The sequence below is a fragment of the Pseudomonas sp. 2957 genome, from assembly GCF_031456345.1.
Classification (GTDB): Bacteria; Pseudomonadota; Gammaproteobacteria; order Pseudomonadales; family Pseudomonadaceae; genus Aquipseudomonas; species Aquipseudomonas siliginis.
In genome coordinates this window covers 738,882-763,489 of sequence record NZ_JAVDUL010000004.1, presented here as the reverse complement: position 1 = coordinate 763,489, position 24,608 = coordinate 738,882, and the positions used below count along the sequence as shown (strand labels likewise).

The window sequence follows — 24,608 nt, the reverse complement described above, 5'->3', positions numbered from 1 at the left end:
CTCGGCTTGTTTTTTGCCCGCCAAGACCTTCAGTGGATAGGGTGTTATGTCCGGAAAAGCGCAACAGCAGTCTCGTATTATTGAGTTGATCAAACTGGGTCGTGAGCAGAAGTATCTGACTTACGCCGAGGTCAACGACCACCTGCCCGAGGATATTTCAGATCCGGAGCAGGTGGAAGACATCATCCGCATGATTAACGACATGGGGATCCCCGTACACGAGAGTGCTCCGGATGCGGACGCCCTTATGTTGGCCGACGCCGATACCGACGAGGCCGCTGCGGAAGAAGCAGCCGCTGCGTTGGCGGCGGTGGAGACCGATATCGGTCGCACCACTGACCCGGTGCGCATGTACATGCGTGAAATGGGTACGGTCGAGCTTCTGACCCGTGAAGGCGAAATCGAAATCGCCAAGCGGATCGAAGAAGGCATTCGTGAAGTGATGAGCGCGATTGCGCACTTCCCAGGCACGGTTGACCACATTCTCTCCGAGTACACCCGCGTCACCACCGAAGGTGGTCGCCTGTCCGACGTCCTGAGCGGTTATATCGACCCGGACGACGGCATCGCGCCGCCTGCGGCAGAAGTGCCGCCGCCGGTTGACCCGAAAGCCGTCAAGGCCGACGACGATACCGACGACGATGATGCCGAATCTTCCGACGATGAAGAAGAAGCCGAAAGCGGTCCGGATCCGGTCATCGCTGCGCAGCGCTTCGGTGCCGTCGCCGACCAGATGGAAATCACCCGCAAGGCCCTGAAAAAGCACGGTCGTCACAACAAGGCAGCCGTTGCCGAGTTGCTGGCCCTGGCCGAGCTGTTCATGCCGATCAAACTGGTGCCGAAGCAATTCGAAGCCCTGGTCGAGCGTGTACGCAGTGCCCTGGATCGCCTGCGTCAGCAAGAGCGCGCGATCATGCAGCTGTGCGTACGTGATGCACGTATGCCGCGCGCCGATTTCCTGCGTCAGTTCCCGGGCAACGAAGTCGACGAAAGCTGGTCCGACGCCCTGGCCAAAGGCAAGAGCAAGTACGCCGAAGCCATCGGTCGCGTGCAGCCGGACATCATCCGTTGCCAGCAGAAGCTGATTGCGCTGGAAACCGAGACCGGCCTGACCATCGCAGAAATCAAGGACATCAACCGTCGCATGTCGATCGGTGAGGCCAAGGCCCGCCGCGCGAAAAAAGAGATGGTTGAAGCCAACCTGCGTCTGGTGATCTCGATCGCCAAGAAGTACACCAACCGCGGCCTGCAATTCCTCGATCTGATCCAGGAAGGCAACATCGGCCTGATGAAGGCGGTGGACAAGTTCGAATACCGTCGCGGTTACAAGTTCTCGACTTATGCCACCTGGTGGATCCGTCAGGCGATCACTCGCTCGATCGCCGACCAGGCGCGCACCATCCGTATCCCGGTGCACATGATCGAGACGATCAACAAGCTCAACCGTATTTCCCGGCAGATGTTGCAGGAAATGGGTCGCGAACCGACTCCGGAAGAGCTGGGCGAACGCATGGAAATGCCTGAGGACAAGATCCGCAAGGTACTGAAGATCGCCAAAGAGCCGATCTCCATGGAAACCCCGATCGGTGATGACGAAGACTCCCATCTGGGCGACTTCATCGAAGACTCGACCATGCAGTCGCCAATCGATGTCGCCACAGTGGAAAGCCTGAAGGAAGCGACTCGCGAAGTGCTGTCCGGCCTCACTGCCCGTGAAGCCAAGGTACTACGCATGCGTTTCGGTATCGACATGAACACCGACCACACGCTCGAAGAGGTGGGCAAACAGTTTGACGTAACGCGTGAGCGGATCCGTCAGATCGAAGCCAAGGCGCTGCGCAAGCTGCGCCACCCGACGCGAAGCGAGCATCTGCGCTCCTTCCTCGACGAGTGATACCAGAACCCCCGGCCCAGGCCGGGGGTTTTGTTTTATGGCAGATTAAATTCCCCGCTCCGCCCTCCCCGTCGCGTACCCCGTCTACACTCGAAACAATCATCCCAAGCCCTGACGAGAGCGTTATGCCCAGACTGGCGCCCGTGCTTTTTCTGCTGTCATTGATGATCTGCACCGCCACGGCTGACGCGCTGACTCTCACCGATGAAGAACGCAGCTGGCTGGCGGCTCACCCTGACTTGCGCCTGGGTGTTGATGCATCGTGGCCGCCTTTCGAATTTCGTGACGACCAGAACCGCTATCAGGGTCTCGCCGCTGACTATATCGACGTGATTCGCCAACGTTTGGCGATCAAGCTGACGCCCATCGAACCGGCAAGCTGGACGGTGGTGCTGGAGCAGGTCAAAAAAGGCAAGATCGATTTGCTGCCGGGAATCATGTCCACGCCGGAACGCCAGAATTACCTGTCATTTACCCGGCCGTACCTCGACTTCCCGATCGTCATTCTGGCCCATGTCGGCGGGGCCCAGCCGCGCAAACTCGACGACCTGTACGGTCTGAAAATCGCCGTAGTGGAAAACTACGCTCCCCACGAACTGCTGCGCACTCACCATCCCGATCTGAATCTGGTGGCCATGCCCAATGTCAGTTCGGCGCTGCAAGCCCTGGCGACCGATGAAGTGGACGCGGTGGTCGGCGATCTGGCTTCCAGCGTCTGGAGCCTGCGCCAGCTCAAACTCGACGGCCTCTACGTCAGCGGCGAAACCCCGTATCGCTATCAACTGGCGATGGCCGTGCCCCGCGACAACAAGATGTTGGTGGGCATTCTCGATAAAGTCCTGGCCGACATGACACCGGCGGAAATCAGCAGCATTCAGGAACATTGGGTCGGTAATGTGCTCGACCACCGCACATTCTGGTCAGATCTGCTGATGTATGGCCTGCCCGGTCTGTTGTTGTTGATGACGGTGCTGGCCGTGGTGATTCGCATCAACCGCCGCCTGAGCTCGGAAATCTCCCGGCGCATCGACCTCGAACAGGAATTGCGCAGCAGCGAATATCACTACCGCGGTCTGGTGGAGAGCTTGTCGGCGATCGCTTGGGAAGCGCGGATGAGCGACTTCACCTACAGCTATGTTTCGCCCCATGCTGAAGACCTGCTCGGGTATCCACAGTCTCACTGGCTGATTCCGGGTTTCTGGCACAACATCATTCACCCCGCCGACCTGACCCGCACGCAAAACTATTGCAGGGAAGCGCTGCGCCAGGGCCGCGATCACATCGTCGACTATCGCGTGATCACCGCCGACGGCCGCTGCCTGTGGGTGCGCGACATTGTCAGCCTGATCGAGCATGGCCACGAACCGGTGATGCGCGGGTTGATGATCGATATCAGCGAAATCAAACGCACCGAAGAAGCGCTGCGGCTGTCCGAGCAGAAGTTCGCTTCGGTGTTTGAGCAATGCCCGGACATTCTGGTGATTGCGCGCCTGTCCGACGGCTGCCTGCTGGAGGTCAACGAGGCCTTCGAGGAGCAGATCGGCCTCAGGGCCGAGGATGTGATCGGGCAGACCGCCACCAACCTCAATATCTGGGGCATTCCCGGGGTCGGGCCGGGCCTCTTGCAGCGTTTGCAGGCCGGCAGCATCCGTAATCTGGAAATGCCCTTTCGCCGCAACAACGGCCAATTGTTCACCGGGCTGATTTCCGCCGAGCCTTTCGACCTCGACACCACCCCGGCGCTGGTGGTGGTAGTTCGCGACATCAGCCAGCTCAAGGAAACCCAACAGCAACTGCAAACCTCTGAAGAAAAATTCGCCAAGGCTTTCCATGCGTCGCCCGACGGCCTGTTGCTGTCGCGCCAGAGCGACGGCCTGCTGCTGGAGGTTAACGAAGGTTTCAGCCGCATCACCGGTTTCAACAGCGCCATGTCGGTGGATCGGTCGACACTGGACCTGGGCATCTGGGTCAACCTCAACGAACGCAAGCAGATGCTCGATCTGCTAAAGCGCGACGGGTTTGTCCGCGACTTCACTTGCCACATCCGTCGCAGCGACGGGCAGATTCGCCTGTGCGAAGTGTCCAGTCGACCGCTGCCGATCGGCGACGAGGATTGCATGCTGACCATCGCCCGCGACATCACCGAACGCCATCTCATGCAGGAAAAACTACAGCAGGCCGCGACCGTTTTCGAGAGCACCGCCGAGGGCGTGTTGATCACCGATACTCAACAACACATCAGCGCCGTCAATCGTGCCTTCACCGAAATTACCGGCTATAGCGAAAGCGAAGCACTGGGCCACACGCCACGCTTGCTGGCGTCAGGGCTGCATGACAGCGCTTTCTACGCGGCGATGTGGCACCAATTGACTGACGAAGGCCACTGGCAAGGCGAGATTTCCAACCGGCGCAAGAACGGCGAGCTGTACCCAAGCTGGCTGACCATCAGCGCGGTGCGCAATCGCGACAAGTTCATCACTCACTTCGTCGCGGTGTTCGCCGATATTTCCAGCCTCAAGCATGCGCAGGCCAAGCTTGATTACCAGGCTCACCACGACCCGCTCACCGGCTTGCCAAACCGCACCTTGTTCGAGAGCCGCCTGCAAATGGCCCTGACCAGCCAGCAGGAAAATGGCGGCCAGGGCGCGGTGCTGTTTCTCGATCTCGACCGCTTCAAACACATCAACGACAGCCTCGGCCACCCGGTCGGCGACCTGTTGCTCAAGGGCATTGCCGTGCGCTTGAAAGAACAATTGCGCGATATCGACACGGTCGCGCGATTGGGCGGCGACGAGTTCATCATTCTGCTGCCGGGCCTGCAGCAAGCCAGCGATGCCGACAACATCGCGACGAAACTGCTCAACTGCTTCGGTGCGCCGTTCCAGGCCGGCGAACACGAGTTTTTTATCAGCGCGAGCATCGGCACCAGCCTCTATCCCCGCGACGGCTGCGATGTCGCCACCCTGGTGAAAAACGCGGACGCGGCGATGTACCGCTCCAAAGCCAAGGGGCGTAACCGCGTCGAAAGCTACACCCGCGACCTCACCGCCCAAGCCAGCGAGCGCGTAGCGTTGGAACACGAACTGCGCCGCGCCATCGAGCGCGATGAGCTGTTTCTCTATTACCAACCGAAAATCAGCCTGGTCGACCACAGTCTGGTCGGTGCAGAGGCGCTGATTCGCTGGCGCCACCCAACCTTCGGCGACGTGCCGCCCGAGCATTTCATTCCGCTGGCCGAAGAGAACGGCATGATCCTGCAGATCGGTGACTGGGTGCTCGAAACCGCTTGCCGGCAAATGTTCGAGTGGAGCCGGATCTACCAACCGCTCGGGCCGCTCTCGGTAAACCTCGCTGGCGCGCAGCTGCGTCAGCCGAACCTGTTGGTGCGCATCGAGCAACTGCTCAAGGACAACCGCCTCAGGCCGGATTTACTGCAACTGGAAATTACCGAGAATTTCATCATGAGTCAGGCCGAAGAGGCGCTGGCAGTGCTGCACCAGCTCAAACACCTCGGCGTGCAACTGGCGATCGATGACTTCGGCACCGGCTACTCCTCGCTCAGCTATCTCAAACGCCTGCCGCTGGACATCCTCAAGATCGACCAGTCCTTCGTCCGCGGACTGCCTGACGACCCCCACGACGCGGCCATTGTGCGCGCCATCATCGCGCTCGGCCGCAGCATGCAATTCACCGTGATTGCCGAAGGCGTGGAAACCCAGGCGCAACAACAATTCCTCGCCGCAGAAGGTTGTGAACAGATCCAGGGCTACATCGTCAGCCTGCCGCTGCCCCCGGACGAATTCGCCGCGACGTTTCTGCATGTAACCGTATCGGATTTTTCGGATAGCACAGCCGCGAAACCGTCGCTATAATCCGCGGCCTACTGAGGGCCTATAGCTCAGTTGGTTAGAGCAGAGGACTCATAATCCTTTGGTCCACGGTTCGAGTCCGTGTGGGCCCACCAAATTGAAAAGCCGCGCTGAATGCGCGGCTTTTTTGTGGGTGCGGTTTCTCAGTCTGGCTAATTCCGACCCAGGAAGAAAGCTGCGCTATCTGTAGGATCATTCTGAAGCGATGCTTCCGGGACGTTTGCAGCCTTGTGAGGCTTTCCTGCGAGCAATTAATCTCCTGACGCCATCGCCGCCCAGGACTGTTTCCATGCTCATGAATGCTGCTCCAACAATCAGCGAAGCAGCCGACCAAGCAACCTGGATCGATCTTGCCCTACCCGACTTGAGAACACTCTCAAAAGAACTTCGATCAGCCGCAATCACAGAAATAAAAAGGGCTGACGATGCAGCGGGTGCCTTGGGAATACTCTTGGAATACTTCGGATTCATCGATGAGTCTGTTATGGCCGTCACGATCCTGACGCCGATTGGAAACGTTGCGGTTGCGAGAGACAAACTGGCCCACATCGTTGAAAAACGCCCGGACTCGCGCGAGCGCTATGTTCGACACGCTATCGATACCTTAACGGGACCCTTTGAAATATGGAAAGTCCGATACGATAACGGCGGACACCGCGTGGCATTCATCAATGCCTATGAGGCAAAAAATGACATGCTTGTGGTTGTAGACATTCGGAATGGACACGTTCTGTGGAATTTTATGCACGCTCCGGCGAGAGCCATGAACAGGCATCGAAAAGGCGAGCTTTTGTATAGGCGGTACATTCTTACGGACAAAAAAAGGGCAGCCATCGGGCTGCCCGTAACATCTAAATCCTGATATTTGCATCCTCAGGAAATGGGATGAAGAGGTCTCACCTGACAGCGATGTTGCAGCATCGCTGAGGTACCTACATCTGCTAATGCCCTGCAAGGCAGCAGATTTCGCGCTCTTGTTGGCATTCTTGGGAAACAGGGCAGACAAGTCAAATCAATTGTCAGAACATTTGTTTCATCAAATTCATCAGTGACCACTTTGCTATGGCGCAAAAGCCTTTCCTTATTTGCCTGTAAAGTGCGCCTCCCTCCGACTCAACGCCAATGGAGCCCACCTTGCCAGACACCCGCCAACCCATCCTCGACGAAATCGACCGCCAGCTAATCGCCGCGCTGCAAATCAACGCCCGCGAAAGCGTGGCCATGCTCGCCCGTCAGCTAGGCATTGCTCGCACGACGGTGACGTCGCGCCTGGCCCGGCTGGAAAAGGCCAGAGTGATCACCGGTTATGGCGTGCGTCTTGGTCAGCGTGTGGTCGATGGTGGCTTGCAGGCGTACGTCGGGATCAAGGTGCAGCCGCGTTCCGGCAAGGACGTGTTGCGGCGTTTGAGTGCGATGGCGCAGGTGCAGCAGTTGTGTGCAGTGAGTGGCGAGTTTGATTATGTGGCGTGGTTGCGCACCGACTCGCCGGAGCAGCTCGATCAGTTGCTGGATCAGATTGGCAGCGTCGATGGGGTGGAGAAGACCACGACGTCGATCATTCTGAGCAGCAAGATTGATCGGGGGCAGCCGGTTTAAGATTTTGATCGAGCTTCTCGGGTGAATTTCAGAGCCTCTTCGCGAGCAGGCTCGCTCCCACATTTTGGTCGGTATGCAGCCTGCAATCGTCAGTCTGCACAACAATCAGGCAAAACGACGACACATTGCGTCTTATTAACGCGCTCCACGCTCCCTAGAATGGCTGACATCTTTTCCTATACTCAGACGCGAATCCTGCGTCGGGTCGCCAACAAGGTCAGCCATGAACAAGAACAACCGCCATCCTGCAGACGGAAAAAAACCTGTCACCATTTTCGGTCCGGACTTTCCGTTCGCGTTTGACGACTGGATCGAGCATCCCGCCGGGCTGGGGAGCATTCCTGAGCAGCACCATGGCGCTGAGGTGGCGATTGTCGGGGCGGGCATTGCCGGTCTGGTGGCTGCGTATGAACTGATGAAACTCGGTTTGAAGCCAGTGGTGTACGAGGCGTCGAAACTCGGCGGTCGTCTGCGCTCGCAAGCCTTCAACGGTACCGACGCCATCGTCGCGGAGCTTGGCGGCATGCGCTTTCCAGTGTCCTCCACGGCGTTCTATCACTACGTGGACAAGCTCGGCCTCGAAACCAAGCCTTTCCCCAACCCGCTGACCGGTGCTTCGGGCAGTACCGTGATCGATCTGGAAGGCGAAACCTATTACGCCGAAAGCCTGAAGGATCTTCCTGCATTGTTCCAGGAAGTCGCTGACGCCTGGGCAGATGCGCTGGAAGCCGGTTCGCAGTTCTCCGACATCCAGCAAGCCATTCGCGATCGCGATGTGCCGCGCCTGAAAGAGCTGTGGAACAAGCTGGTGCCGCTGTGGGACGACCGGACCTTTTACGACTTCGTCGCCACCTCGAAGGCCTTCGCCAAATTGTCGTTCCAGCATCGCGAAGTGTTCGGCCAGGTCGGTTTCGGCACCGGCGGCTGGGATTCGGACTTCCCCAATTCGATGCTGGAAATCTTCCGCGTGGTGATGACCAATTGCGACGATCACCAACACCTGGTGGTCGGTGGCGTCGAGCAGGTGCCACAGGGCATTTGGCGCCATGTGCCGGAGCGCTGTGTGCACTGGCCGGCCGGCACCAGCCTGAAATCCCTGCACCGTGGCGCGCCGCGTTCCGGCGTGAAGAAAATTGCTCATGCACCGGAGGGCCGTTTCGCCGTTACCGACAACAACGGTGACACCCGCGAATACGCCGCCGTCCTGACAACCTGCCAGAGCTGGCTGCTGACCACTCAGATCGAATGCGATGAAACCCTGTTCTCGCAGAAGATGTGGATGGCCCTCGACCGCACGCGCTACATGCAGTCGTCGAAAACCTTCGTGATGGTCGACCGGCCATTCTGGAAAGACAAGGATCCGGAGACCGGCCGCGACGTGATGAGCATGACCCTCACCGATCGCCTGACCCGTGGCACCTATCTGTTCGACAACGGCGACGACAAGCCGGGGGTGATCTGCCTGTCGTACTCGTGGATGAGCGACGCGTTGAAAATGCTCCCGCATCCGGTGGAGAAACGTGTTGAGCTGGCGTTGAACGCGCTGAAGAAGATCTACCCGAAAGTCGACATCGCCGCGCGGATCATCGGCGATCCGATCACCGTGTCGTGGGAAGCCGATCCGTATTTCCTCGGTGCCTTCAAAGGCGCCCTGCCCGGCCATTACCGCTACAACCAGCGCATGTATGCGCACTTCATGCAGGACGACATGCCGGCCGAACAGCGCGGGATTTTCATCGCCGGCGACGACGTGTCGTGGACACCGGCGTGGGTCGAAGGCGCGGTGCAGACTTCGCTCAACGCGGTGTGGGGCATCATGAAACATTTCGGCGGATCCACACATAAAGAGAACCCCGGCCCGGGTGATGTGTTCAAAGACATCGGCCCTATCGCCCTGCCCGAGTAAGAGGATTCCCCGATGCGCGTAGCCGTTTACCAATGTCCACCGCTGCCACTGGACCCCGCCGCCAACCTGCATCGCCTGCATCAAGTAGCGATGGAGGCCAAAGGCGCCGATCTGCTGGTGCTGCCGGAGATGTTCATGACCGGCTACAACATCGGCGCCGAAGCGGTCGGCACGCTGGCCGAGGTCTATAACGGTGAATGGGCGCAGCAGATCGGCCGGATTGCCAAGGCTGCCGGTCTGGCGATTGTCTACGGCTACCCGGAGCGCACCGCCGACGGGCAGATCTACAACGCCGTGCAACTGATCGACACCCATGGCGAGCGCCTGTGCAATTACCGCAAGTCGCATCTGTTCGGCGACCTCGATCGGTCGATGTTCAGCCCCGGTGACTCCGACTTGCCGGTGGTTGAATTGAACGGCTGGAAGCTCGGCTTCCTGATCTGCTACGACCTGGAGTTTCCGGAAAACGCGCGGCGCCTGGCCTTGGCCGGCGCCGAGCTGATCGTGGTGCCGACGGCCAACATGATTCCGTTCGATTTCGTTGCCGATGTCACCGTGCGTGCCCGCGCCTTCGAAAACCAGTGCTACGTGGCTTACGCCAATTACTGCGGACATGAAGGCGATATCCAGTATTGCGGGCAAAGCAGCATTGCCGCGCCGGACGGCAGCCGCATCGCTCTGGCAGGTCTGGACGAGGCGTTGATCGTCGGCGAACTGGACCGACAACTGATGAACGATTCACGCCAGGCCAATCGCTATCTCAGCGATCGCCGCCCGGAGCTTTACGGCGCGCTCAACCGCCGCTAATCCGCTAGCATGGGCACTTCACTGTTCTGGAAGTGCCCATGCCCGCGCCGACTCATCCCCGCCCCCACTCTGAAACCCTGGCCAACGGCCTGCGCGTGACCCTGCGCCACGTGCCCGGTCTCAAGCGCAGCGCTGCCGCATTGCGCGTGGCGGCCGGCAGCCATGACGTGCCATTGGCATGGCCGGGGCTGGCGCATTTTCTTGAGCACTTGCTGTTTCTCGGCACCGAGCGTTTTCCCACAGACGAAGGGCTGATGGGCTACGTGCAACGTCACGGCGGGCAGGTGAATGCCAGCACCCGTGAGCGCACCACGGATTTTTTCTTCGAGTTGCCTGTGTCGTCCTTCAGCGCGGGGCTCGAGCGTCTGTCAGACATGCTCGCCCGGCCACGGATGAATCGGGACGATCAACTGCGTGAACGGGAAGTGCTGCAGGCGGAATTTGTCGCCTGGTCGCAGGATCCGACAGCACAGCAGCAGTTTGCCCTGTATGAAGGTTTACCCGCGCAGCACCCGTTGCGTGGGTTTCATGCGGGCAATCGGGACAGCTTGCAGGTCGAATCGCCAGGGTTTCAGTCGGCGCTGCAAGACTTCCATCAGCGCTTTTATCGAACCGGGCAAATGAGCCTGAGTCTGGTCGGGCCACAAAGTATCGATGAGCTTCGGGAGCTGGCGCAGCAATTCGCAGCAGTGTTGCCGATTGGGGATAAAGTTGCCCAGGCCGCACCGCCACCGTTGGCAGTGAAAAGTTATCAACAGGTCGGCGCTCACTCGAACCTGTTATTCGCTTTCGACGCGTTGCCCGAGTCATCCGCCGAGGCGATGGCTTTTCTCTGTCATTGGTTGAATAGCGCAAAACCTGGTGGATTGCTCGCATACCTGCATCAACAGAATCTGGCTGACAGCCTGAAAGCCACGCCGCTCTACCAGTTCGCCGGCCAAGCGCTGCTGCATCTTCAATTCAATGCTGGCGGCGACCGCCTGGATACCATTCGCGAACACCTGCTGGACTGGCTGAGCTTCTTCGCCCGTCAGGACTGGACGCCGTTGCGCGAGGAATACGCCGCCCTGCTTCAGCGCCAGCAGCAAGTCAGCGGCGCATTGCAACTGGCGCGAACCGACATCGAGCAGCAAGCATTCGGCCTGTCCGAATCCGGCGCTGCCGCACTTGAGCACATCCTTCGCGAAATCGGCGTTGTGGATAACTTCAGCGATCATTGGCATCTGCCCGCCGCGAATCCTTTCTTGCGCGCCAGTGAACCGCTGGCCAACGCCGGGCTGATTCGCGGCCAGACCAGCGCCCACCGTGGCCTGCGCACCTTCGCCCAGGATCGCTCGCGCAGTCGTCGCGAGCGATCGCCGATGCAGTTCAGCCAGGCGCTGCCGGACAACAGCGATGAGGGCGCGATTTACCTGCGCTGGCAGGTCGAGACGGCGGCCAGCGCCGATCTGCGCTCAAGATTGCAGCGCAGTCTGCGCCAGACCCGACAGGATGCGTCCGAAGCCGGAGTGGACTTGTCTTTCAGCGCCGCAGGTAACCAATGCCTGCTGAAAATGACCGGACTACAGGAACCGATGCCCAGCATCCTCGAGCATGCGCTGAAATGTCTGACGATGATCGACGCCGATTCGCCGCGCGACGAGGTGCAGATACCGTCGATGCCGATCCGCCAACTACTCGAAGCGTTGCCAGAGAAATCCCTGCCCACGATTGAAACCAGCGATGACGCCAATCAGCTGTGGACAACTTCGCGCTGGGACGGCCTCGCTCTAGGCCTTAACCAACAAACCCAGTCAGCCTTGGGCCTGGCGCTGAGCCGCATTCCCGGCACACCGGACAATCAGCTACCGGTGACACCGATCGCCCAAGGCAAGTACCACTGGAGCCAGATCAACACGGCCTCCAGCGAACACGCCTTGCTGCTGATCTGCCCGACTGCCAGCAGCGACATCGCTGATGAAGCAGCGTGGCGCCTTCTGGCTCAGTTGTACCAGACGCCTTTCTATCAGCGCCTGCGTGTCGAATTGCAATTGGGGTACGCCATGTTCAGCGCGCTGCGCCAGTTGCACGGCATGACCGCGATTGTCTTTGGCGTGCAATCGCCGACGAACCCGGCGGGCAAGTTGCTCGAATACATTCAGGAGTTCTTCAACAGCATTCCCGCGTTGATCGAAACGCTCGATGAAGCAAGCCTCGAGCAACAGCGTCAAAGCCTCGCCGATCAGTTCGACGACACCACACTGTCCACCAAGGATGCCGCCGAACTCCTCTGGCAAGGCAAACTTGCCGGCCATTCGTCGGATTACCGGGAGCAGTTGGTCACGGCGATCCGGCAACTCGATCGCCAGGCTTTGCTGGCCGCTGCGCAGCGCCTGATCAATGCCGAGGGCGGCTGGCATTGCCTGGCCAATGAATCGATGCCGGACGCGCCGTGGCAAGTGACAAACTGATCATTACCGAGGCTGCAAGGAGCTTTCTCAAAGATTCACGGGTCACGGCGTTGAAATTTTGAGTAACATAGCCGCCTAACTAATTGGAACATCACCGCGCTGCCGTGGACTATAACTATGGATAGCGCTATCCCAACCCTCAGAAGGAGACATCTCATGGCCTGGACCAAACCTGCTTACACCGACCTGCGTATCGGCTTCGAAGTCACCATGTACTTCGCCAGCCGCTGAGTTCTGCCTACGCAGAATCGCAGTGCAACGCCTCGGCTCGCCGAGGCGTTTTATTTTCCGCGTTGAAATGATGGAGCGTTCATGTTCGTCCAGATTCTGGGTTCGGCCGCCGGTGGCGGTTTTCCGCAGTGGAACTGCAACTGCGTCAACTGCGCAGGTTTTCGCGACGGCAGCCTGAACGCCAAGGCCCGCACCCAATCGTCCATCGCCATTTCCGATGACGGCGTGAACTGGGTGCTGTGCAATGCCTCGCCGGACATCCGCGCGCAACTGCAAAGCTTCGCCCCGATGCAACCGGGCCGGGCCCTGCGCGACACCGGCATCAGCGCGATCATCCTGATGGACAGCCAGATCGACCACACCACCGGCCTGCTGAGTCTGCGCGAAGGCTGCCCGCATCAGGTCTGGTGCACGGACATGGTTCACGAAGACCTGAGCACCGGTTTTCCCCTGTTCAAGATGCTCACCCACTGGAACGGCGGGCTGGACTGGAACCGTATCGAGCTCGACCAGAGCTTCACCGTAGCCGCCTGCCCGAATCTGCGTTTCACCCCGTTGCCGTTGCGCAGCGCCGCGCCGCCGTATTCGCCGCACCGTTTCGATCCGCATCCGGGCGACAACATCGGTTTGATCGTTGAAGACCTCAACACTGGCGGCAAGCTGTTCTACGCGCCAGGGCTGGGCAAGGTCGATGCGCCGTTGCTGGAAATCATGGCGGGCAGCGATTGCCTGCTGGTCGACGGCACGCTGTGGGATGACGATGAAATGCAGCGCCGTGGCGTCGGCACCCGCACCGGTCGCGAGATGGGCCATCTGGCGCAGAACGGCCCCGGCGGTATGCTCGAAGTGCTGGAGCAGTTGCCCGAGCAGCGCAAGGTACTTATCCACATCAACAACACCAATCCGATTCTCGATGAAGATTCGCCGGAGCGTGCCGAGCTGGCGCGGCGTAATGTTGAAGTGGCGTTCGACGGCATGAGTATCGTGCTTTAAGCAATCGAGACCGCTGCGCGGTCTATCGCGAGCAGGCTCACTCCTACAATGGAATGCGATCAACTGTGGGAGCGAGCCTGCTCGCGAAGAGGCCAGCACAGACACCAGAGATTTCCAGGGTTGTTCCCGGAGAACAGACATGACCGACACCCCGCTGTCCCCCGCCGAATTCGAAGCGGCCCTGCGCGCCAAGGGCGCCTACTACCACATCTACCACCCTTACCACGTGGCGATGTACGAAGGCCGTGCGACCCGCGAGCAGATTCAGGGCTGGGTCGCCAACCGCTTCTACTATCAGGTGAACATTCCCCTGAAGGACGCAGCGATCCTCGCCAATTGCCCGGATCGGGAAATCCGCCGCGAGTGGATTCAGCGCCTGCTCGACCACGACGGCGCACCCGGTGAAGATGGCGGCATCGAAGCCTGGCTGCGTCTGGGCCAGGCTGTTGGCCTCGATCCGGACCAATTGCGCTCCCAGGAACTGGTGCTGCCCGGCGTGCGTTTCGCCGTCGATGCCTACGTCAACTTCGCCCGTCGCGCCAGTTGGCAGGAGGCCGCCAGCAGCTCGCTGACCGAACTGTTCGCGCCGCAGATCCACCAGTCGCGTCTGGACAGTTGGCCGCAGCATTACCCATGGATCGACCCGGCCGGTTATGAATATTTCCGCACCCGCCTCGGTCAGGCGCGGCGTGACGTCGAACATGGGCTGGCGATCACCCTCGAGCACTACAAGACCCGCGAAGGCCAGGAGCGCATGCTGGAAATTCTCCAGTTCAAACTGGACATTCTTTGGAGCATGCTCGATGCCATGAGCATGGCCTACGAACTGAACCGTCCGCCGTATCACAGCGTGACCGAACAACGGGTCTGGCATAAAGGAATCATCTTATGAGTTTCGACCGCAGCAAAGTGCCGAGCTGGCGCCCGGGCTATCGCTTCCAATACGAGCCGGCGCAAAAGGGTCACGTGCTGCTCTACCCTGAAGGCATGATCAAACTCAACGACAGCGCCGCACTGATCGGCGGCTTGATTGATGGTGAACGCGATGTCGCGGCGATCATTGCCAAACTCGACGAGCAGTTCCCCGGCGTGCCCGAGCTCGGTGACGACATCGAGCAATTCATGGAGGTTGCCCGTGCGCAGCACTGGATCGAACTTGCCTGATTCGTCCGTGCAAGTCCCGCCAAAACCTGAAGTCGGCCTGCCGCTGTGGCTGCTCGCCGAGCTGACCTACCGTTGCCCGTTGCAATGCCCGTATTGCTCAAACCCACTGGATTTCGCCGAGCAGGGCAAAGAGCTGACCACCGAGCAATGGATCAAGGTGTTCCGCGAAGCGCGGGAGATGGGCGCGGCGCAATTGGGCTTTTCCGGGGGCGAACCGCTGGTGCGTCAGGACTTGGCCGAACTGATCCATGAAGCGCGGCAGCTGGGTTTCTACACCAACCTGATCACCTCCGGCATTGGCCTGACCGAGCAGAAAATCAGCGACTTCAAAAAGGCCGGGCTCGATCACATCCAGATCAGTTTTCAGGCCAGCGACGAGCAAGTGAACAACCTGCTCGCCGGTTCGAAAAAGGCCTTTGCGCAAAAGCTGGAAATGGCTCGCGCAGTCAAGGCCCACGGTTATCCGATGGTGCTGAACTTCGTCACCCATCGGCACAACATCGACAAGATCGACCGCATTATCGAACTGTGCATTGCGCTGGAGGCCGACTTCGTCGAACTCGCCACTTGCCAGTTCTACGGCTGGGCGCAGCTGAACCGTGTTGGCCTGCTGCCGACCAAGGAGCAACTGGTGCGCGCCGAACGCATCACCAACGAATACCGCGCCAGGCTGGAAGCCGAAGGGCATCCGTGCAAGCTGATTTTCGTCACTCCGGACTATTACGAAGAACGCCCGAAAGCCTGCATGAACGGCTGGGGCAGCATCTTCCTGACCGTCACCCCGGACGGCACCGCCCTGCCCTGCCATGGTGCCCGCCAGATGCCGGTGCAGTTTCCCAACGTACGCGATCACAGCATGCAGCACATCTGGTACGACTCGTTCGGTTTCAACCGTTTTCGCGGTTACGACTGGATGCCCGAGCCGTGCCGCTCTTGCGACGAGAAAGAAAAGGACTTCGGCGGCTGCCGCTGCCAGGCGTTCATGCTCACCGGCGACGCCAGTAATGCCGACCCGGTGTGCAGCAAGTCCGAACATCACGGCGTGATCCTCAAGGCCCGCGAAGAAGCCGAGACCGCCACTCAAACCATCGAACAATTGGCCTTTCGCAATGAACGAAACTCACGCCTCATCGCCAAGGGCTGAGCCTTTCAGCGCCGCCCAAGCCGTCGCCGCCGGAACCGACTTCGCCGAACTGCAGCTCGGCGCCCATGGTGTGTTCTGGAATGAATACCGCCCCGAGGATGCCGCATGCCGGATCTGGCATTGGCGCGATGGCGCAGCGAAAAGTCTGACGCCGGACGGCTTCAGCGTGCGTAGCCGCGTGTACGAATATGGCGGTGGTGCGTTTTGTCTGACGCCTGACGGGGTGGTTTTCGTCAATGAAGCGGATCAGCAGATGTATCGGCAGGCGCTGGATGGCGAGCCGGTCGCGCTGACGTCGACTGACTGCCGCTACGGCGATCTGCAATTCGCCGCTGGCCGGGTATTGGCGGTTGAAGAGCAGCAGGATCGGCATCGCCTGGTGGCAATTGATCTGGCGACCGGTACGCGACAGGTGCTGGCCGAGGGTGCGGATTTTTATGCGTCACCAACGTTGAGCCCCGACGGCCAGCGGCTGGCGTGGATCGAGTGGAGTCGCCCGCATCAGCCGTGGACCTCGACGCGGTTGATGGTCGCGCAAGGCGATTTTTCTGCGCCTCGCTGTGTTGCCGGTACGCAGATGGAGGAGTCGATCCAGCAGCCGCGATTCGACGCTGATGGGCGGCTCTGTTGCCTGACGGACCGTGGCGGCTACTGGCAGCCGTGGGGCGAAACGTCTGATGGCTTGCACGCGCTACCGAGTGCCGAGGCCGATCACGCGCCCGCGCCGTGGCAGCTAGGCGGCTGCACGTGGCTGCCTGTCGGTGATCAATTTTTAGCCAGCTGGAGCGAGGATGGTTTCGGTCGCCTGGCCCTGGGAAATGAAGATTTCAGCAGTGACTACAGCCGCTTCCGGCACTTGGCGATGGATCAACAATTCATCTATTGCATCGCTGCATCGCCGACCAGCCCGTCGGCAGTGATCGCCATTGATCGTGTGTCTCATGCCGTGAAAATCCTCGCTGGCGGCGTGGCTCCATTGCCTGCCGAACGCATCAGCCGTCCGCAGACCTTGCGTTATCCGAGCGGCTCCGGCGAGGCGCACGGTTTCTTTTACCCGGCCATGAGCGGTGAAGCGAAACCGCCGCTGGTGGTGTTTATCCACGGCGGCCCGACGTCGGCGTGCTATCCGATCCTCGATCCGCGCATCCAGTACTGGACGCAGCGCGGCTTTGCTGTCGCCGACCTCAACTATCGCGGCAGCAGTGGCTATGGTCGCGAATATCGCCAAGCGCTGCATCTGCGCTGGGGCGAGGTGGATGTCGAGGATGCCTGCGCGGTGGTCAGCTATCTCGCTGGCCAAGGTTTGATCGATGGTGACCGCGCGTTCATTCGCGGCGGCAGTGCGGGTGGCTACACAACGCTGTGTGCGCTGGCGTTCAGACAGGTTTTCCGCGCAGGCGCCAGCCTCTACGGCGTCAGCGACCCGGTCGCGCTGGCCCGGGCCACGCACAAGTTCGAGGGCGATTATCTGGATTGGCTGATCGGCGATCCCGAAGGAGATGCCGAACGCTATGCCTCCCGCACGCCACTGCTGCACGCAGACAACATTCGCGTGCCGGTGATTTTCTTTCAAGGTGAACTGGACGCGGTGGTCGTGCCGCAACAAACCCGCGACATGGTCGCGGCGCTGGAGCACAACGGCATCCCGGTCGAGGCGCATTACTACCCTGACGAACGCCACGGCTTCCGCCGCGCGGCCAACCAGGCACATGCGCTGGAGCAGGAGTGGACGTTTTATCGGCGGGTGATGGGGCTAACTGACTGAGCCCTCACTTTGAGACTGCGTCGCTCCAATCGCGGGCAAGCCCGCTCCCACAGGTTATTTGGTGTACACAAAAATTGTGATCACTCATAACACTGTGGGAGCGGGCTTGCCCGCGATAGCTATTGATCAGACGCCACTGGACTCAACGCTTGGCGATGATATACACCGCATGCACGATCCCTGGAATGTAGCCGCACAGCGTCAGCAGAATGTTCAGCCAGAACGCCCCGCCAAACCCGACCTGCAGAAACACGCCCAGTGGCGGCAACAGAATAGCGATGATGATACGAATGAAATCCATGGGGCAGCTCCTGAATGGGGGTTGGCTCACTTGAGCCATACAAGCTAATCGACACGCGCCGTTCGTCAGGGTTCATTACGCTTGCTATTTGATCGCCAGCACCACAAAAAAACGCCCTACGCCAAAAGAATCAGGCGTGGGGCGTGCGTTATACCGCGAGACGGTTCGAGTAATCGGTTGGGGCTGCTCGGCTCAGACGGCAATGCCTTTGCGGCAGTGCACTTGGGCGGTGCGCACCCGCGAGAAGACGCGGCCCAAGCGCAGAAGCATTTCGTCGATGTTGGCTTTGCTGACAGTGAGGGCCGGGGTGAAGCGCAGGCAGTCAGGCTGCGCGGCGTTCAATATCAGGCCTTCGTGAAGTGCGGCATGGACGACGGCGTCGGCGCATTCCTCGGACAGCGTCAACCCGTAAAACAGGCCTTGGCCGCGCAACTCGCCGTGGCCGTAGCGGTGCGCCAGTCGCGCAAGGCCTTCGCGCAAATGCTGGCCGCTGTCGTTAACCTGCTGGAGAAAGCTGCGGTCATGGATGCTGTCGAGCACTACCAGACCGGCCGCCGTCATCAATGCGTTGCCGTGATGGGTGCCGCTCAGCTCGCCGGTGGCGAAGCAGCAGGCCTTACCTCGCGCCAGCAAGGCCGCCAGCGGCAAGCCGCCGCCAAGACCTTTGCCGAGCACGACGATATCGCCGCGAATGCCGTAGGACTGTTCGGCGAGCAAGCTGCCGCAGCGGCCGATGCCAGTCTGCACTTCGTCGAGAATCAGCAGAATGCCCAGTTCACGGCACAGTCGTTCGACCCCTTTGAGGTAATGCTCGGTCGCGGGAATGACCCCGGCATCGCTCTGGATCGGCTCCAGCATGATCGCCACTGTCTGCGCGTCTACCGCCGCATGCAGCGCCGGCAGGTCGTTGAATGGCACTCGATCAATCGTCGCCAGACTGCGGCCATGACAACCCTGCTCAGCCATGATGATCCGCGAGGCGCCGCCGCGATGCAGCTGCCCCCATTTGCGCGCCAGTTTGATTGCCGCCTCACAAGCCTCGGCGCCACTGTTGAGCAGATAGGCCTGATCGCTGGACGTGCTGGCGCACAAACGTTCGGCGAGGCTGAGCATGCCGCGATTATGCAGATTGCAGCCGGGATTGATCAGCGCCTGGGCCTGATTGGCGATGGCTTTGACCAGCGCCGTGGGGCTGTGGCCAAGGCTGTTGGCGCCGCCTGACTGGGAAAAGTCGAGGTAGGCGCGATCATTGCTATCCCACATCCAGGAACCCTGGCCGCGAACGAACACTTGTTGCGGCCGATCGACGCTGGGCATCAGGCGTTGAGAATGGAGGTGGTCGCTCATGGCGGATGGCCCCGCCTCGAAGGTGAGGTCATCCAGACTTGGCGTCTGGCGCCGCAAACTGAACAGATTCATGCGGAAAAACCTCGCTGGAGGTTTTTTGAACTGCCTATGTAATCACGAACGAAGCAAATGGAATTCGTCACGCTTTCTGGCCCTGCAAGCCTTGTGAATGCGGTTAGACTAGGCGCGCAAACGGCTTCAGGCCATTTCGATTTCTCAGCCATTTCGATAAGCGCTACTTATGGATTTCAAACAACTGCGTTATTTCGTCGCGGTCTACGAAGAAGGCCATGTCGGCCGTGCGGCTGAGCGCTTGTCGATCTCGCAACCGGCGCTGTCGCAACAGATCCGTCAGCTGGAGCAGAACCTCGACGTAACCCTGTTCGAACGCAGCAGTAAACGCCTGCTGCCGACCCTCGCTGCGCATACGCTGTACAACCACGCGTTGCCATTGCTCGATGGCTTGCAGCGGGCGCGCGAGGCGTTGGGTAGTTTCAAGGGTCAGGCACTGCGCACACTGGCGATCGGTGTGTTGCAAACGGTGCACACCAGCCTTGTGCCGCAGATGCTCGAGCGTGTGCGCAAGGCGCAGCCGCATCTGGTGGTACAAATCTATGAACTGACCGGGCTGGAAATCGAACGGCGTCTGCTCAATGGTTCCCTGGACATCGGCATCAGCTATCTGCCACCGCGCCAACCCGGTCTGCACGGTGTGTTGCTGTACGAAGATGAACTGACGCTGGTCATCCCGGCGGACCATCCCTTGCGCGAGTTCAAGAAGGTCTCGATGCGCCAGGCTGCTGAGCTGCCCATGTTGCTGCTCGGCGAAGAGTTCCAGATCCGACAGATCTGGCAGGCACAACTGACCAGCCTCGGACGACGCCCGCAGGTGCAGGCCGAGTTGAACACTATGCTGGGGATTCTCGATAGCCTGCCGCACACCAGGCTGGCAACGGTGCTGCCGGGACGTTCGCAAAAGGAATATGACGATGAAGATCTGCTATGGAAACCGCTGAGCGAACCACGGGTGCCGTTGCAAGTTGGCCTGGTGTGCCGTGATGTGCAACGCCAGCAGGCCTCGTTGGCATTGCTGCGGACATTGCTTGAAGAGGTGATCGATCGCGAAACGAAGCCGCCCCTTGATCCGCTCGCCTGAAACTTTTCTTCAGGCAAAAGAAAACCCCGCCGAAGCGGGGCTTTGCAGACTGTTTCCCTGACATCCATTTCACTCCGCCACCCTGGCAGAATCCTACGTGTCCGTGTTGTTTACTTTGCGCTTCCTGCGCGACGTCCATGAAATGTAGATTAGCCGTGGATCCAATATACGGATATGGGAGAACAGCAGCACGTCACGTAAGCAAATGCTTACATGACGTCTACAGGATCAGAACTGCGCCGCATCCAGCAGGAACAGCGACTCGCTACCGGCCTTGACCGACGCGCTCAACGAGTGGATACGTGGCAGCAGGCGGGCGAAATAGAAGCGCGCGGTGCCCAGCTTGCTCGCATAAAAATCGTCTTGCGCTTCCTTGCCCAGCGCGGCTTTGGCCATCAACGCCCACATGTAGGCGTAAGCGGTGTATCCGAACGCTTGCAAATATTCGACCGAGGCCGCGCCGATTTCGTTCGGATTGTTTTTCGCCCGGTCCAGCAGCCACGCGGTCAGCTCGTCGAGGGTGTCGACGGCATCGTTCAGCGGCTTGGTGAACTCGCCCAGATCGGTGCTTGCAGTGGCGGTGAAATGGCGGATCTCGTCAGCGAACAGTTGGTAGAACGCGCCGCCACTGCCAACGATCTTGCGCCCGACCAGGTCCAGCGCCTGAATGCCGTTGGTGCCTTCGTAGATCTGGGTGATGCGCACGTCACGCACCAGTTGCTCCTGGCCCCACTCGCGGATGTAGCCGTGGCCGCCGAAAATCTGCTGGCCGTGGACGGTGGTTTCCAGACCCAGGTCGGTCAGGAAGGCTTTCGCTACCGGCGTCAGCAACGCCACCAGATCTTCCGCGCGCTTGCGAGTGGTCGCGTCTTCGCTGAACTTGGCGGTGTCCAGTTGCATCGCCACGTAAGTGGAGAACGCACGGCCGCCTTCGTTCGAGGCTTTCATGGTCAGCAGCATGCGTCGCACGTCCGGGTGGACGATGATCGGGTCAGCGACTTTGTCCTTGTTCTGCGCGCCGGTCGGCGAACGGCTCTGCAGACGATCGCGCGCGTATTCAACAGCGTTCTGATAAGAGCGCTCGCCCGTGGCCAGGCCTTGAATACCAACACCCAGGCGCTCGTAGTTCATCATGGTGAACATCGCCGCCAGGCCTTTGTTCGGCTCGCCGACCAGATAGCCGACGGCTTCGTCGAAGTTCATCACGCAGGTCGCCGAGGCCTGAATGCCCATCTTGTGCTCGATCGAGCCACAGTTGGCCGGGTTGCGCGCACCGAGGCTGCCGTCGGCATTGACCATGAACTTCGGTACCAGGAACAGCGAAATGCCTTTTGGACCGGCCGGGGCATCAGGCAGCTTGGCCAGTACCAGGTGAATGATGTTTTCGGTGAGGTCGTGCTCGCCACCAGTGATGAAGATCTTGGTGCCGCTGACCTTGTAGGAACCGTCGGCCTGAGGTTCGGCTTTGGTGCGGATGATGCCCAGGTCGGTGCCGGCGTGCGGCTCGGTCAGGCACATGGAACCGGCCCAGATGCCGGCGTACATGTTCGGCAGGTACGCAGCTTTCAGTTCTTCACTGGCGTGGGCATTGATCGACAGGCAGGCGCCGGCGGTCAGCATCGGATACAGACCGAACGCCAGGCTGGCGGAGTTGACCATTTCTTCGACCTGTGCCGACACGGCTTTGGGCATGCCCATGCCGCCGTAGGCCGGATCGCCACCAACACCGACCCAACCGCCTTCAGCATAAGTCTGATAAGCCTGTGGGAAACCGGCCGGCGTGGTGACGGCACCGTCCGCCCAATGGCAACCTTCCTCGTCAGCGGCACGGCTCAGTGGCGCGATGCTTTTGCTGGTGACCTTGCCGGCCTCTTCGAGAATCGCTTCAACGGTTTCGGCGTCGACGGTCTCGGCCAGCGCCGGCAGCTCGGCCCAGAGTTTGGCGACTTCGAACACTTCATTGAGGACGAAGCGCATATCGCGCAGCGGCGCTTTGTAGTCAGCCATGGCAAACCTCGCAAGATCTAAACAGGTGGTTCGTGGAATGATGTTTTCGTTGATCCGGAGTGTACCTCAACAACTTTTGCGACACATAGGGTCAACCGGTGACTGATTTGTTATTTTTGGTCACCGGAAAAAGATTGCCGCGATCTTTCGATCTGCCCTACAAAGCAAACGCCTGCGCCGGCAAATTCATCAAACAATCACTCCCCGCCTCGATCGCCGCCTGATGCGCAGCCGTACGCGGCAGCAAGCGCTTGAAGTAGAACTCGCACGTCGCCAGTTTGCCCTTGAGGAAATCAGCCTCACCCTCGCCCGCCTCCAGCTGTGCCTGAGCAACCAACGCCATGCGCAGCCACAGGTAGCCCAGGATGATGTAGCCGCTGTACATCAGATAATCCACCGACGCAGCACCGACTTCGTCCGGGTTCTTCATGGCCGCCATGCCGACCTTCATGGTCAGGTCGCCCCACTGTTGGTTGAGCCCGTTGAGTTGCGCGACGAAGCGGCCCAGCTGCGCATGTTCGGCGTTCGCTGCGCAGAACTTGTGGACGATTTTGGTAAAGCCGCGCAGCAGCTTGCCCTGACTGCCCAGCACCTTGCGCCCGAGCAGGTCCAGCGCCTGAATGCCATTGGTGCCTTCGTAGATCGGCGCAATCCGGCAATCGCGCACCAGTTGCTCCATGCCCCACTCACGAATGAAGCCGTGGCCGCCGAATACCTGCATGCCGTGATTGGTCACTTCCAGCCCGGTGTCGGTCATGAACGCCTTGCAGATCGGCGTGAGGAACGCCAGCAGGTCTTCGGCCTCCTGACGCGCATCGGCATCGCTGCTCAGGTGCGCAACATCGAGCATCTGCGCAGTGAAATAGGTCAGCGCGCGGTTGCCTTCGTTGAAGGCTTTCATGGTCAGCAACATGCGTCGCACATCGGGGTGAACGATGATCGGGTCGGCAGGTTTTTCCGGGGATTTGGCACCGGTCAGGGCGCGCATTTGCAGGCGGTCATTGGCGTACTTGATCGCACCCTGAAAACTCGCCTCGCCCAGACACAGCCCCTGCATGCCAGTACCAAGCCGCGCGTGGTTCATCATGGTGAACATGCAGTTGAGGCCCTTGTTCGGCTCGCCGATCAGGTAACCCGTGGCGGCATCGAAATTCAGCACGCAGGTGGCTGAAGCCTTGATGCCCATCTTGTGCTCGATCGAGCCGCAGGAAACGCCATTGCGCTCTCCCGCTTCGCCTGCTGCATCGGGCAGGAACTTGGGCACGATAAACAGGGAAATGCCCTTGGTTCCGGCCGGTGCGTCCGGCAGCTTGGCCAGGACCAGATGGATGATGTTGTCGCTCAGGTCATGCTCGCCGGCGGAAATGAAAATCTTGCTGCCGGTGATCGCGTAGCTGCCGTCGGCCCGTGGCACCGCGCGGGTCTTGATGATGCCCAGATCGGTGCCGCAGTGGGCTTCGGTCAGGCACATGGTGCCGGTCCACTGGCCAGCGGTGAGTTTGCTCAGGTAGGTGTCTTTCTGCTCGGCGGTACCGTGGGCGTGGATCGCCGACATCGCGCCGTGGGTCAGGCCCGGGTACATGCCCCAGGACGTGTTGCTGGAGCCGACCATCTCGCTGATCACCAACCCCAGCGAACTCGGCAACCCTTGGCCACCGTAAGCCGGATCGGCCGCCAATCCATGCCAGCCGCCCTCGACATATTGTGCGAAGGCCTGCTTGAAGCCTGTAGGCGTTGTCACCACGCCGTTGTCGAAATGGCAGCCCTCTTCGTCGCCGCTGCGATTGAGCGGGGCCAGCACGTTCTCGCAGAACTTCGCGCCTTCTTCGAGGATCGCGCTGATCATGTCCGGGCTGGCGTCATGCGCGCCGAGACTGGCGTAGTTGGTATGAAAGTCGAAGACGTGATCGATCAGAAAGCGCATGTCGCGCAGGGGAGCTTTGTACTCGGGCATGGTGGCTTCTCCGTCAGCAGATTT

The 24,608-nt window shown here is 60.1% G+C and carries 18 protein-coding genes and 1 tRNA gene; 15 read left to right on the top strand and 4 right to left on the bottom strand.

Features of this window, described 5'->3' with window-relative positions; translation table 11 throughout:
* The first annotated feature begins 46 nt into the window (after window positions 1-46).
* The 14 genes from rpoD to J2Y39_RS18045 all read left to right on the top strand — a co-directional run bounded on the left by rpoD (window position 47) and on the right by J2Y39_RS18045 (window position 17,819).
* Window positions 47-1,894 (top strand): RNA polymerase sigma factor RpoD, encoded by a 1,848-nt coding sequence (rpoD, locus tag J2Y39_RS18110; protein ID WP_024014550.1) that lies wholly within the window; start codon window positions 47-49, stop codon window positions 1,892-1,894.
* A gap of 125 nt (window positions 1,895-2,019) precedes the next feature.
* Entirely contained in the window at window positions 2,020-5,766 is a 3,747-nt protein-coding gene (locus tag J2Y39_RS18105) for an EAL domain-containing protein (protein ID WP_310219010.1), read from the top strand.
* Window positions 5,767-5,781: 15 nt separating this feature from the next.
* Window positions 5,782-5,858, top strand: a tRNA-Ile gene (locus J2Y39_RS18100).
* Between the two features lie 194 nt (window positions 5,859-6,052).
* Window positions 6,053-6,625: a PBECR2 nuclease fold domain-containing protein gene (locus tag J2Y39_RS18095; protein ID WP_056786649.1), complete on the top strand. Its 573-nt coding sequence runs from the start codon at window positions 6,053-6,055 to the stop codon at window positions 6,623-6,625.
* A 272-nt stretch (window positions 6,626-6,897) separates the two neighbouring features.
* Window positions 6,898-7,359: an Lrp/AsnC family transcriptional regulator gene (locus J2Y39_RS18090; protein WP_041476707.1), complete on the top strand. Its 462-nt coding sequence runs from the start codon at window positions 6,898-6,900 to the stop codon at window positions 7,357-7,359.
* A gap of 223 nt (window positions 7,360-7,582) precedes the next feature.
* Window positions 7,583-9,265: an NAD(P)/FAD-dependent oxidoreductase gene (locus J2Y39_RS18085; RefSeq protein ID WP_024014552.1), complete on the top strand. Its 1,683-nt coding sequence runs from the start codon at window positions 7,583-7,585 to the stop codon at window positions 9,263-9,265.
* Window positions 9,266-9,277: 12 nt separating this feature from the next.
* Complete coding sequence (locus J2Y39_RS18080; RefSeq protein WP_041476708.1) at window positions 9,278-10,072, top strand: carbon-nitrogen hydrolase family protein; 795 nt, start codon at window positions 9,278-9,280, stop codon at window positions 10,070-10,072.
* Between the two features lie 38 nt (window positions 10,073-10,110).
* Window positions 10,111-12,522, top strand: a complete 2,412-nt coding sequence (pqqF, locus tag J2Y39_RS18075) for a pyrroloquinoline quinone biosynthesis protein PqqF (protein WP_310219006.1) — start codon at window positions 10,111-10,113, stop codon at window positions 12,520-12,522.
* Between the two features lie 156 nt (window positions 12,523-12,678).
* Window positions 12,679-12,753 carry a pyrroloquinoline quinone precursor peptide PqqA gene (gene pqqA, locus J2Y39_RS18070; RefSeq protein WP_003444522.1) on the top strand — a complete coding sequence of 25 codons (75 nt, stop codon included), beginning with the start codon at window positions 12,679-12,681 and terminating at the stop codon, window positions 12,751-12,753.
* An 81-nt stretch (window positions 12,754-12,834) separates the two neighbouring features.
* Complete coding sequence (gene pqqB / locus J2Y39_RS18065; RefSeq protein WP_065616547.1) at window positions 12,835-13,746, top strand: pyrroloquinoline quinone biosynthesis protein PqqB; 912 nt, start codon at window positions 12,835-12,837, stop codon at window positions 13,744-13,746.
* A gap of 139 nt (window positions 13,747-13,885) precedes the next feature.
* Complete coding sequence (pqqC, locus tag J2Y39_RS18060) at window positions 13,886-14,638, top strand: pyrroloquinoline-quinone synthase PqqC (RefSeq protein WP_039757691.1); 753 nt, start codon at window positions 13,886-13,888, stop codon at window positions 14,636-14,638.
* A complete protein-coding gene (gene pqqD / locus J2Y39_RS18055; RefSeq protein ID WP_056786642.1) occupies window positions 14,635-14,910 on the top strand; it encodes a pyrroloquinoline quinone biosynthesis peptide chaperone PqqD in 276 nt (91 codons plus the stop codon). The genes pqqC and pqqD overlap by 4 nt, the downstream gene beginning before the upstream one ends.
* Window positions 14,882-16,054, top strand: a complete 1,173-nt coding sequence (pqqE, locus tag J2Y39_RS18050) for a pyrroloquinoline quinone biosynthesis protein PqqE (protein ID WP_095181401.1) — start codon at window positions 14,882-14,884, stop codon at window positions 16,052-16,054. The genes pqqD and pqqE overlap by 29 nt, the downstream gene beginning before the upstream one ends.
* The gene (locus J2Y39_RS18045) at window positions 16,020-17,819 is read left to right on the top strand and encodes a S9 family peptidase (protein WP_310219002.1); all 1,800 of its coding nucleotides are present in this window, start codon (window positions 16,020-16,022) and stop codon (window positions 17,817-17,819) included. Before pqqE ends, J2Y39_RS18045 begins: the two co-directional genes overlap by 35 nt.
* Before the next feature lie 142 nt (window positions 17,820-17,961).
* Here the strand turns inward: J2Y39_RS18045 and J2Y39_RS18040 are convergent, their stop codons facing one another.
* Entirely contained in the window at window positions 17,962-18,120 is a 159-nt protein-coding gene (locus J2Y39_RS18040; protein ID WP_003228885.1) for a YqaE/Pmp3 family membrane protein, read from the bottom strand.
* Window positions 18,121-18,312: 192 nt separating this feature from the next.
* Entirely contained in the window at window positions 18,313-19,539 is a 1,227-nt protein-coding gene (locus J2Y39_RS18035) for an aminotransferase class III-fold pyridoxal phosphate-dependent enzyme (RefSeq protein WP_310219001.1), read from the bottom strand.
* 169 nt (window positions 19,540-19,708) lie between these two features.
* Between J2Y39_RS18035 and J2Y39_RS18030 the strand changes: the two genes are divergently transcribed.
* Window positions 19,709-20,623, top strand: coding sequence for a LysR family transcriptional regulator (locus J2Y39_RS18030; protein WP_150743545.1), 915 nt, complete (start codon window positions 19,709-19,711; stop codon window positions 20,621-20,623).
* Window positions 20,624-20,851: 228 nt separating this feature from the next.
* On the opposite strand, the gene J2Y39_RS18025 is transcribed toward J2Y39_RS18030, so the two are convergent.
* Together J2Y39_RS18025 and J2Y39_RS18020 are read right to left on the bottom strand one after the other, a co-directional pair.
* Window positions 20,852-22,630 (bottom strand): acyl-CoA dehydrogenase C-terminal domain-containing protein, encoded by a 1,779-nt coding sequence (locus J2Y39_RS18025; RefSeq protein ID WP_310218999.1) that lies wholly within the window; start codon window positions 22,628-22,630, stop codon window positions 20,852-20,854.
* Between the two features lie 157 nt (window positions 22,631-22,787).
* The gene (locus J2Y39_RS18020; RefSeq protein WP_310218996.1) at window positions 22,788-24,584 is read right to left on the bottom strand and encodes an acyl-CoA dehydrogenase C-terminal domain-containing protein; all 1,797 of its coding nucleotides are present in this window, start codon (window positions 24,582-24,584) and stop codon (window positions 22,788-22,790) included.
* Window positions 24,585-24,608: the final 24 nt, after the last annotated feature.